The organism is Calothrix sp. CBUCES-K 9914 (genome assembly GCF_059640475.1).
On record NZ_JBXXZH010000329.1, the window covers coordinates 1 to 8,959 of the forward strand.

At 38.0% G+C, this 8,959-nt stretch carries 10 protein-coding genes; 3 read left to right on the top strand and 7 right to left on the bottom strand.

The annotated features are described in order from the left end of the window. Nucleotides 1-792: carbohydrate kinase family protein (locus AC2JBO_RS39960; protein WP_496959180.1), on the top strand; the 792-nt coding region annotated here is incomplete at its 5' end. 125 nt (nucleotides 793-917) lie between these two features. On the opposite strand, the gene AC2JBO_RS39965 is transcribed toward AC2JBO_RS39960, so the two are convergent. Then, nucleotides 918-1,403, bottom strand: coding sequence for a gluconokinase (locus tag AC2JBO_RS39965; RefSeq protein ID WP_496959189.1), 486 nt, complete (start codon nucleotides 1,401-1,403; stop codon nucleotides 918-920). Between the two features lie 677 nt (nucleotides 1,404-2,080). Here AC2JBO_RS39965 and AC2JBO_RS39970 point away from each other — a divergent pair. Further along, nucleotides 2,081-2,500, top strand: a complete 420-nt coding sequence (locus AC2JBO_RS39970; protein WP_496959181.1) for an ExbD/TolR family protein — start codon at nucleotides 2,081-2,083, stop codon at nucleotides 2,498-2,500. Between the two features lie 69 nt (nucleotides 2,501-2,569). Here the strand turns inward: AC2JBO_RS39970 and secF are convergent, their stop codons facing one another. The 4 genes from secF to AC2JBO_RS39990 form a co-directional block, all read right to left on the bottom strand. Continuing rightward, complete coding sequence (secF, locus tag AC2JBO_RS39975; protein ID WP_496959182.1) at nucleotides 2,570-3,523, bottom strand: protein translocase subunit SecF; 954 nt, start codon at nucleotides 3,521-3,523, stop codon at nucleotides 2,570-2,572. Further along, on the bottom strand, nucleotides 3,523-5,226 hold the full coding sequence (gene kdpA, locus AC2JBO_RS39980) for a potassium-transporting ATPase subunit KdpA (protein WP_496959183.1): 1,704 nt from the start codon (nucleotides 5,224-5,226) through the stop codon (nucleotides 3,523-3,525). The genes secF and kdpA overlap by 1 nt, the downstream gene beginning before the upstream one ends. Nucleotides 5,227-5,361: 135 nt before the next feature. Next, complete coding sequence (locus AC2JBO_RS39985) at nucleotides 5,362-5,889, bottom strand: hypothetical protein (RefSeq protein ID WP_496959184.1); 528 nt, start codon at nucleotides 5,887-5,889, stop codon at nucleotides 5,362-5,364. A 36-nt stretch (nucleotides 5,890-5,925) separates the two neighbouring features. Continuing rightward, nucleotides 5,926-6,267, bottom strand: coding sequence for a TrkA C-terminal domain-containing protein (locus tag AC2JBO_RS39990; RefSeq protein ID WP_496959185.1), 342 nt, complete (start codon nucleotides 6,265-6,267; stop codon nucleotides 5,926-5,928). A 400-nt stretch (nucleotides 6,268-6,667) separates the two neighbouring features. On the opposite strand from AC2JBO_RS39990, the gene AC2JBO_RS39995 reads away from it, so the two are divergent. Next, nucleotides 6,668-8,095 carry a 1-acyl-sn-glycerol-3-phosphate acyltransferase gene (locus AC2JBO_RS39995; protein ID WP_496959186.1) on the top strand — a complete coding sequence of 476 codons (1,428 nt, stop codon included), beginning with the start codon at nucleotides 6,668-6,670 and terminating at the stop codon, nucleotides 8,093-8,095. 58 nt (nucleotides 8,096-8,153) lie between these two features. Here AC2JBO_RS39995 and AC2JBO_RS40000 read toward each other — a convergent pair whose 3' ends face one another. Together AC2JBO_RS40000 and AC2JBO_RS40005 are read right to left on the bottom strand one after the other, a co-directional pair. After that, nucleotides 8,154-8,285: a hypothetical protein gene (locus AC2JBO_RS40000; protein WP_496959187.1), complete on the bottom strand. Its 132-nt coding sequence runs from the start codon at nucleotides 8,283-8,285 to the stop codon at nucleotides 8,154-8,156. Between the two features lie 52 nt (nucleotides 8,286-8,337). Next, nucleotides 8,338-8,793, bottom strand: coding sequence for a hypothetical protein (locus AC2JBO_RS40005; protein WP_496959188.1), 456 nt, complete (start codon nucleotides 8,791-8,793; stop codon nucleotides 8,338-8,340). Between the last annotated feature and the right edge of the window lie 166 nt (nucleotides 8,794-8,959).

Here is an 8,959-nt window from a genome sequence, read left to right on the forward strand (position 1 = left end):
GGCTCTGATGAAGTCGGTGATACATTAATGAGCCTTTTAAACGAAGTAGGTGTTGATACAACTGGTGTGCAGCGTCATAATTCGGCGCCGACGCGGCAGGTATATGTGGTTAGAAGTTTGAGCGGCGACCGTACATTTGCTGGGTTCGGAAATTACGACACTAGCGAGTTTGCTGATACACAACTCAATGCCAAAGAATTACCAGCATCTTTATTTGAAGCAGCAGATATTTTAGTATTGGGAACGCTAGAGTTAGCCTATCCAGAGAGTGCTAAAGCTGTTTATCATGCTTTGGACTTAGCGGAAAAATATGACATGAAGATAATACTGGACGTGAACTGGCGCCCAGTATTTTGGCATAATCCTCATGAGGCGCCGGATATAATTCGTCAAATCTTTAAAAAAGTAGATTTTGTTAAGCTTGCCAAAGAAGAAGCCGAATGGTTATTTGATACCAGCGATGCAGGTGCAATTAATTACCGTCTAGACACAGTTGAAGGTGTGCTAGTAACAGACGGTGAAAACGGTTGTGCTTACTGTTTAGATGAAAACGAGGGTAAATTACCTGCTTATTCCATACCTGTAGTTGACACAACAGGCGCCGGAGACAGTTTCCTAGCTGGTTTTATTCATCAACTATTAACTCACGGTATTCCAAGTCTTAAAGATAAAGAAACCGCACGCGCGATTGTACAATATGCAAGCGCAGTTGGTGCATTAACTACTTTGAAACCTGGCGCCATTGCTTCTCAACCTACTCTTGCCGAAATTGAAGCATTTTTATCATCGTAGGTTGGGTGGAGCGCGAGTGCGGAACCCAACATTAAAGGGACGGGCAAGGATGCCCATCCCACAAGAGTATTTTTGTATTTATTGAATATTACTTAAGGCGCCCAGTTTTTTTAACTCCACCCAACCTACAATAGTGTTAGCTGTGCGCGTATTTGCTGGACGATAGTTTCGGGGGAAGATGAGATATCTACTTTGATGCTGTTTGATGGTTCTTCGAGGGTGTTGAACTGACTTTGAAGCAATGTTTCGGGCATGAAATGATTTTGGCGCCGTTTTAATCGTGCTGCGATTGTTTCAAATGAACCTCTAAGATAAACTAGTTTAATTTCTTCATTACCATTTAGATATTCACGATAACTAGCTTTGAGTGCGGAACAAGCTAGTACTGTAGAACGATGTTCTAGTAACCATTTGTGAATTAAAGCTTGTAATATTTCTAACCAAGGTATTCTATCTGCATCTGTGAGGGGAATACCTTGTTGCATTTTACTGATATTGAATTGAGGATGATAATCATCGGCATCATGAAATTCATAGCCTAACGACTCAGCTAGCATTTTGCCAATCGTTGATTTACCTGAACCTGATACACCCATGACAATAATTATCATCCTGATTAAATACTGTAAAGCTAACTTGTTGCTCTTACTTCCTGACACCTGCCTTTACGATTATGCTACCAAGCGTAGAGAGGCCTATTTATGAAAATACTAGAATATGCTCCCATTGTAAAACCGACAATGAGTTGTAAAAATTATATCTACGTAGAGACGCGATTAATCGCGTCTCTACAACACGTGGATTTTACGAATGATTTAGGACTGCTATAGCAGTCCTAGATGATTTATAAAAAATTGTAAAATGTAGAGACGCGATATATCGCGTCTCTACACATGCGGATTTTACAAATGATTTAGGAATGCTATATATTATGTTAATTTTTTTGTCAGGTGCTAAAAGATATATTTTTTTATTACATTATAGTTTAGGTCTAAACTCAACAAAATAATGGTTAATAAACGCGCGTTTAATACAATGTTATATACATGTTTAGCCTCGCGTTTATATTTTTATATATAATCTTTGATAAAAAATATTCAATTTGTAACAAATAATGTAATATTTAAGCAACACTTAATTAAAACCGAGTTTGAATGTGGCTAATTATTAATTGAAAGAGGTAATCGATGAAATTAGGTGAATTGAGTGAGTTATTTGCAGCAGGAAGAATATATTGGACAGTTAGAACTACTTTATCGTCGTCGTTACCAACGAGGAGACACAGATTATGCGCCGTCGTCTATCAGAAGAACCTGATATTCCAGCACAAATTAATATTATACCCTTGATTGATGTTATATTCTCACTGTTAACATTTTTTATTCTCTCAAGTTTGTTTTTAAGTAATTCCGAAGGGCTACCAGTAAATCTACCTAAAGCCGTTACTGGACAACAGTCTCAAGTACAAAGTCAAGAGCCTATTACTATTACTATAGATGTAAAGGAACAAGTTAGCCTTAATAATCAACCGACTACAGTTGAAACATTGACAGAACAATTACGTGCTTTAGTGGGTAATAATCAAAACGTATTAGTTGTAGTTAATGCTGATGAAAAAGTAAGCCTTGGAGCGGCTGTGGCTGTAATGGATAAAGTGCGTCAAATTAGGGGTGCAAGACTTGCAATTGCCACTACACAACCTAAGTAGAGTATGTATTAATTCATGCAGGTATAACTAGTTGAAAAATTTGAACCCCTAATTATCATTACTTTTAAGTTAGGTAATGCTGTTTGTCGCTTCCGTGTGGAGGTTGCTACCTTTACGGTTATGCCACCAAGCATACAAAGGGCTTGCGATAAAAATACTCGAATATGCCCCCATTGTAAAACCAACAATTAGAGTTAGCGAAAAGTTTTTAAGTGTTTCTCCGCCAAATACGAACAGTGAGAACAGAGGGAGTAAAGCTGCTAGTATGGTATTTAACGAGCGAGTCAAGCTTTGATTTACTGAATCATCCACTAGTTTATTTGTTGCAATACCACCTTGTAATTTGGAATTTTCTCGAATACGGTCATATATTACAACTGTGTCTGTAACTGAAAAACCCGCAATAGTTAATATAGCAACAACGAATAAGCTATCTACCTCAGTACCAAATAGTAAGCCTAGGATAGAGAAAAAGCCTAATGTAATTAAGATATCGTGGAAAAGAGCGACAATCGCAAATACTGCATAGTCAGCACGAAAACGTATACTTAAGTAAATACCGATGCCAACAAAAGACATGAGTAGCGATATTAAGCCAGATGTTAAAAGTTCACGTCCAACTGTTGGACCAACTGAGTCAATTTGAGTTTTTTGGGCATCGAAGGCGCCTATTTTTTTAGTTAAAGCTGCTTGTAGCTGGTTGCGTTTGTCAGGTTCTAAAGGTTTAGTGCGAATTGATACTCCTCTTTGCTCGGCACCAATAAGCTGAATACTGCTGTCTGCTAATTGATACTGACCTAGTACTTCACGCACAGTACTAAGTTCAATTGGTTTATCACAATTACCAGGTTTGGAACAGTCTAACTCAAACTGTAACCTTGTACCACCTGTAAAATCTAAGCCCGGTCGTAGCGGCGCCTTAAATTGCACCAAAGATATTAGCATTGCAATTAGACTTGATAGGACAAAAGCTGAAGAAATACCCCACCAAAGCTTTTTTTGTTTGGTAACACTTATATTCATTAAAATAAACCCTTTGCAATTTGAAATGCTTCGGCAATAGGACCAAAAGCCAGTATTGGAAAAAATGTTAACGCACCCAGAACTAGTATTGTTACACCTGTTACACTTGTAAACAGTTTTGTATCAGTATTCAAAGTTGAAACAGACATTGGGACTGGTAACTTCTGTGACATACTATCTGCGAGTAATAGCATAGCAACAATTGGAATATAACGTCCTATCCATAAAGTTAGTACAGTTGATAAATTCCACCATAACGCTGTTGGAGCAGGTTGAGTATTTCCTAATCCTGCAAAGCCAGAACCATTTGTTGCTGCTGCTGAGGCATATTCGTATACTACCTGTGTAAATCCGTGAAATCCCGGATTGCTAATACCTGTTAATTCTAAAGGTAAAGCCAAAGTGGCGGCGGCAGGTATAAAAATTATGATTGGATGAATTAAAACAATCAAGCTTGCCAATGTTACTTCGTATTGCTCGATTTTGCGTCCTAACAACTCTGGTGTTCTGCCAACAATTAAACCAGTTAAAAACACCGTCAGCAAGACGTATATAAATAAAGAAGCAGCTCCAGTGCCTAAAGACCCCCAAATTACTTGTAGAAATAGGTTAAGTAAAGCACAGAATGCACTCCACGGCATTAGCGAGTCAAACATTCCATTCGCTGAACCAGTCATTGTTGCTGTTGTAGTAATGGCAAATAAAGCGGTTTGTGCCCATCCTAGACGCACTTCTTTACCTTCTAAATTAGGTTGTTGCGTTGCCAGTAGGGCATTTACAGTCGGGTTGCCTTGATATTCAGCGACAGCAGTTATTCCTATAAGTACGACAAAAATTACAAACGTCATCCAAAACAGCAAGCGTACTTGTTTTAAGTTATTGATAAAAATGCCATAGGTATAAATTACCGCTGTTGGCAGTACTAACATACCGATAATTTGTAGAAATTCCGTGGCGCCATTTGGGTTTTCAAATGGGTGAGCAGAGTTACCAGCAAAGTAAGCACCTCCGTTTTCTCCAAGTATTTTAATGCTTTCAAAGTGAGCAACTGGCCCACGCGATATTGCTTGAGTGGCGCCTTCTAAGGTGTTAATAATTACGGTTGGAGCTAAAGTCTCAGGTACTCCCAAAGCTAAAATTAGTAATGTACCAATTACAGCAAAGGGTAATAAGACGCGGGTTATGGAAAGAACTAAATCTACATAAAAATTACCCAATAGTCTACCAGATAAACCACGAATAAAAGCTATACCGACAGATAAACCTGTTGCTGGGGCAATAAACATTAAAAAACCCAATGCCGCTATTTGACTAAAATACGACATTGTGATTTCTGGAACATAGTGCTGTAAATCAGCCGCGACAAGAAAAGAAATCGTAGTGTGTAATATCGTATCCCATGTAGGCGCTACTAACTTAGTTGGGTTTAGTGGTAATAGTCCTTGAAGTGATAATAAGATAAAAACAGGAACAGTCATCGCTGTATTACTGACTAGTACAGCGATGGCATATTCGCGTCCTGTCATATTTTGATTTGGAGAAACAGCAGTAATTCGGTAGATGAAATGCTCTATTCGGCTTAGTACAGGGTCTAGTAAAGTTCGCTGCATCATAAAAACTCTAGCTAGATAGCGTCCAACGATAGGAGCTAGAATTACCACTATTAATAAAGTCAAAAAAATCTGTATGAAGCCTTGAAGCATATATTAAACAGGATTTTTGCACCCTCGAAAGCAACGAATATATTTACTTTTTTAATTTATTTAAAATTTTGTAGATAGAGACGTTACATGTAACGCCTCTATCATAATGTAAAATTAATTACATGACAATGATATTTAAACAACTACATTTTTTGGTTTTTGTCCAAAGAATGAAAAAATTGAAATTGGTGTTCTGGTAGTGCTGATAGTTTGCGGTTTTTGCTCGTTTATGTTTGTTGTTGGCTGTTGATATTGTTCAACGTTTGCGTTACCATCATTACTACTGTTGGCATTACTCCAAGGAGAGGTAATTACTTCTATACTTTTTACTTGTTGAAGTCCGTAATACTTGTATGCAGTACGACCCTTCTCGTTTGTTTCTTGCTTTCTAATTGGTACAAGTAGCGTTGTGATTCCCGCAGTTAACCAGTCTCCTTGTAGTAAAGGCGGTGCCTCGACTACTATAATTGAGTTTGCTGGAATAGTGTAACAAGATTTGATTCTTTGACCACCAATAAATAATGTTTCGGTAAAAGTAATACAATTATTATTGGCTCGATGAATATCGCTAACATCTCCTCTGAAACGAGATGTAATTTGCGCCCCTAAATCTTCTATCATTTCTGGTTCAGGAGCATGAGCGGCAAAATAGTAAATGTTCATGACTCAAAATATTTAACGCACAGCGAGTACAGTAAATTAACCGACAGAAGTTTCTAAGTAAGGATAAATTTTGTCAAAAATTTTCTTGTTTGTCAGCGTGCAATTATGAGGAGAATAGCTGATTGAATGAGTTTTTCTTAGCATTACTTTCAAAGCTGGTATCATCATTGGGTGAATGGCAAGACCCAAAATATAGTCTTCAGCATGAATAGTAGGATTTGCAGATGCTGGAATAAATTGACCTGCTCTTATTAATCCAAGCATCGCGCATCTTTCTGGTAAATCGATTTGCACCAACTTTACACCACAGTAAATGCTATTGGATAAAATTAAAACACCGACTTGGCTTGGTTCTACAAAACGTTGATGTGAAAACACAAAACATTGTTTCCTAATTGCTGTATTTACATTATGTAAAATATTTTTAACGTTGTAACGTGCTACAAGATATATTTTTGAGCATACATCGAGTTTAGATTATAGTTTAATTTAATATCTAAAGTAAACGCTTTCTAAACATGTGTTTAGATAAATGTTATACTGATGTTTAGTTATAGCGTTTAGCCATATATATACTAATTTATATAGGATTTACTACTGACTCGATTCGGTTTATGTACTTTTGTTACAATTGGTAACTCATTTATAGCAATTTCCGTTTAACCAGAACTTGAGACGAAATTCTAAAATTAGAGATGTTTCGAGAAAGCCGCTGCGTGCAAAGTGCCAAAGTAGTGTATACTTTTATATCTTTGATGCGGTGGGCAAGATTGACTGAATGTGGAGAACAGCCTTGTCTGAAGAAATAAAAAGCGTTCAACCGCCATTAAAGTTTATAGCCCCACGTTTTAACCGATTTTTTCTCCAGTTAGTTCAATGGTCATTACCAGTACTATTGCGCTTTCGTCTTCGAGGTTGGTTACCTGCGAGGATTATTCGAGTTGAAACAGAGAACGCTTTGGAGCTAGCGAAACTATATGAGCAATTCCAAGCTGGGAAGGTTCGCTTCTTGATGGCATTCCGTCATCCCGAAGTCGATGACCCGCTATCAATGTTTTATTTAATCTCGCGCGCTATCCCCAAGAGTGCGCGTGAGCATGGTATCAAATTAAAAGACCCTGTTCATTCCCACTTTCTCTACGAACGAGGTATGACTATATGGGCAGGTCATTGGTTAGGAAAATTTTTCTCACTCTTAGGTGGATTCCCAATTCGTCGAGGTAAAAAGGTTGACAGAACTGGTTTACAAACAGCGCGCGACTTATTTCTCAATAGTAATATGCCTTTAGCTATAGCCCCAGAAGGCGCCACCAATGGACACAGTAGTTTAGTGAGTCCGTTAGAACCAGGTGTTGCCCAGTTAGGATTTTGGTGTATAGAAGATTTACAAAAAGCCAATCGTCCAGAAGAAGTATTTATAGTCCCGATAACCATTCAGTACAGTTACCCTAACCCACCTTGGAAAAAACTTGACTGGCTTTTGAGTAAATTAGAAGCGATGAGTGGAATTGAGACAATATTAATAGACCCTTCATCTACAGCCTCAGAAATTTATTACAAGCGTATAGTGTGTCTTGCAGAACGTATACTTTCAGAAATGGAAGATTTTTATCAACGTTTTTATCATCAAACCCTTGTAGCAATTGACTTAGACCCATCATCTGACAATAGCGAACTTATTATTGCTCGTCTTCACCGTTTACAGGATATGGCCTTGCGTGTAAGCGAGCAACATTTTGGTTTACAAGCGCAAGGAAACTTTATTGACCGTTGTCGCCGTTTAGAAGAAGCTGGTTGGAGTTATATTTATCGTGAGGATTTACCTTCCTTAGATAAATTAACACCACTCACGCGCGGACTTGCTGACTGGGCAGCAACAGAAGCAGCCAAAAGAATGCAGCATATGCGTTTAGTAGAAAGTTTTGTTGCTGTCACTGCCACTTACATTAAAGACAAACCAACAGTCGAGCGCTTCGCCGAAATAACACTATTAATATACGACATGATGTCTCGTCTTCAATATGACACATTTCCCGGTCGTCCTAACCTAGGTTGGCGCCAGTCAAAAGTCACAGTAGGCAAACCAATATCAGTAACCCAACGTTGGGAGAAATACAAAAAAGACCGTCAATCTGCCAGAGCAACCGTCACCGAACTAACCCAAGACCTACACAAAACCTTACAAAGCATGATTAGCAACGGATGATTTCAGGATGTAACGGATGGTTAATTCATCTATCCGTTACATCCGTTTTATCTGTTGCCTAACCTTTACTCAAGCGCACATGATCCATAATTTGCTGCTTGCGAGAAGAAGAGTCAAGCTTCGGGTTAATATAATCACCCTTACTACGACTCAAGTGTTCCATGATTTTCCTTTGGCGATCAGACTGCATAACTTTAACTTTTCTTAACTAATATGAAGTAATATATCTATATTAGTAGAAATTACTGACTAGCAACCAATTTGCGTAATTCTTTACGCGCGCGTTTTCCTGTCATAATCATCTTGACACCGCTTAAAAAAATGTAGGGAAATCTAGAACTCCTAAATCTACGCACAATCGCGGTTCTAAGTACGATTTCCTCCATCCGTTTCAGGATGGCAGCAAATCGTTTGGGATTTCCATCCGCATTTACCTTACACCATGCTACCGAATTCACATTCAAATCTACACCGATACAACCCAACATTACTGTGTCAGATGTTATTGGTCGATATACATCAACTGTAATATGTGCCGACCATACACCATATTTACGTTGAATTATACGGTAAGTAATCGATTTACCTTGTGCCCATGCGGAACGTATTTCAGTATCACCATAACCATTTAAATTGATAGGTATTTCTATATATTTACCATATCGATGTTCCAAAGCTAGTGGTACACGAATTTTCAATATATCAAGAGAATATTTTTCAATACCAAGAATTAATTGACATACTTGATTCCCGTTCGACTCGTCTTTACTACCTACAAAGTAAATAGTTTCTTTATTGCCCTTGAAATCAAAAATCTCAAAAATCCTATGAAATACTAGGATTATTGATTACTGCTGATAACCC

Bases quoted from the DNA above. Each gene is read 5' to 3' on its own strand.
- AC2JBO_RS39965 (WP_496959189.1), bottom strand. From the start codon at position 1,403: ATGATAATTATTGTCATGGGTGTATCAGGTTCAGGTAAATCAACGATT.
- AC2JBO_RS39970 (WP_496959181.1), top strand. From the start codon at position 2,081: ATGCGCCGTCGTCTATCAGAAGAACCTGATATTCCAGCACAAATTAAT.
- secF (WP_496959182.1), bottom strand. From the start codon at position 3,523: ATGAATATAAGTGTTACCAAACAAAAAAAGCTTTGGTGGGGTATTTCT.
- kdpA (WP_496959183.1), bottom strand. From the start codon at position 5,226: ATGCTTCAAGGCTTCATACAGATTTTTTTGACTTTATTAATAGTGGTA.
- AC2JBO_RS39985 (WP_496959184.1), bottom strand. From the start codon at position 5,889: ATGAACATTTACTATTTTGCCGCTCATGCTCCTGAACCAGAAATGATA.
- AC2JBO_RS39995 (WP_496959186.1), top strand. From the start codon at position 6,668: ATGTGGAGAACAGCCTTGTCTGAAGAAATAAAAAGCGTTCAACCGCCA.
- AC2JBO_RS40000 (WP_496959187.1), bottom strand. From the start codon at position 8,285: ATGCAGTCTGATCGCCAAAGGAAAATCATGGAACACTTGAGTCGTAGT.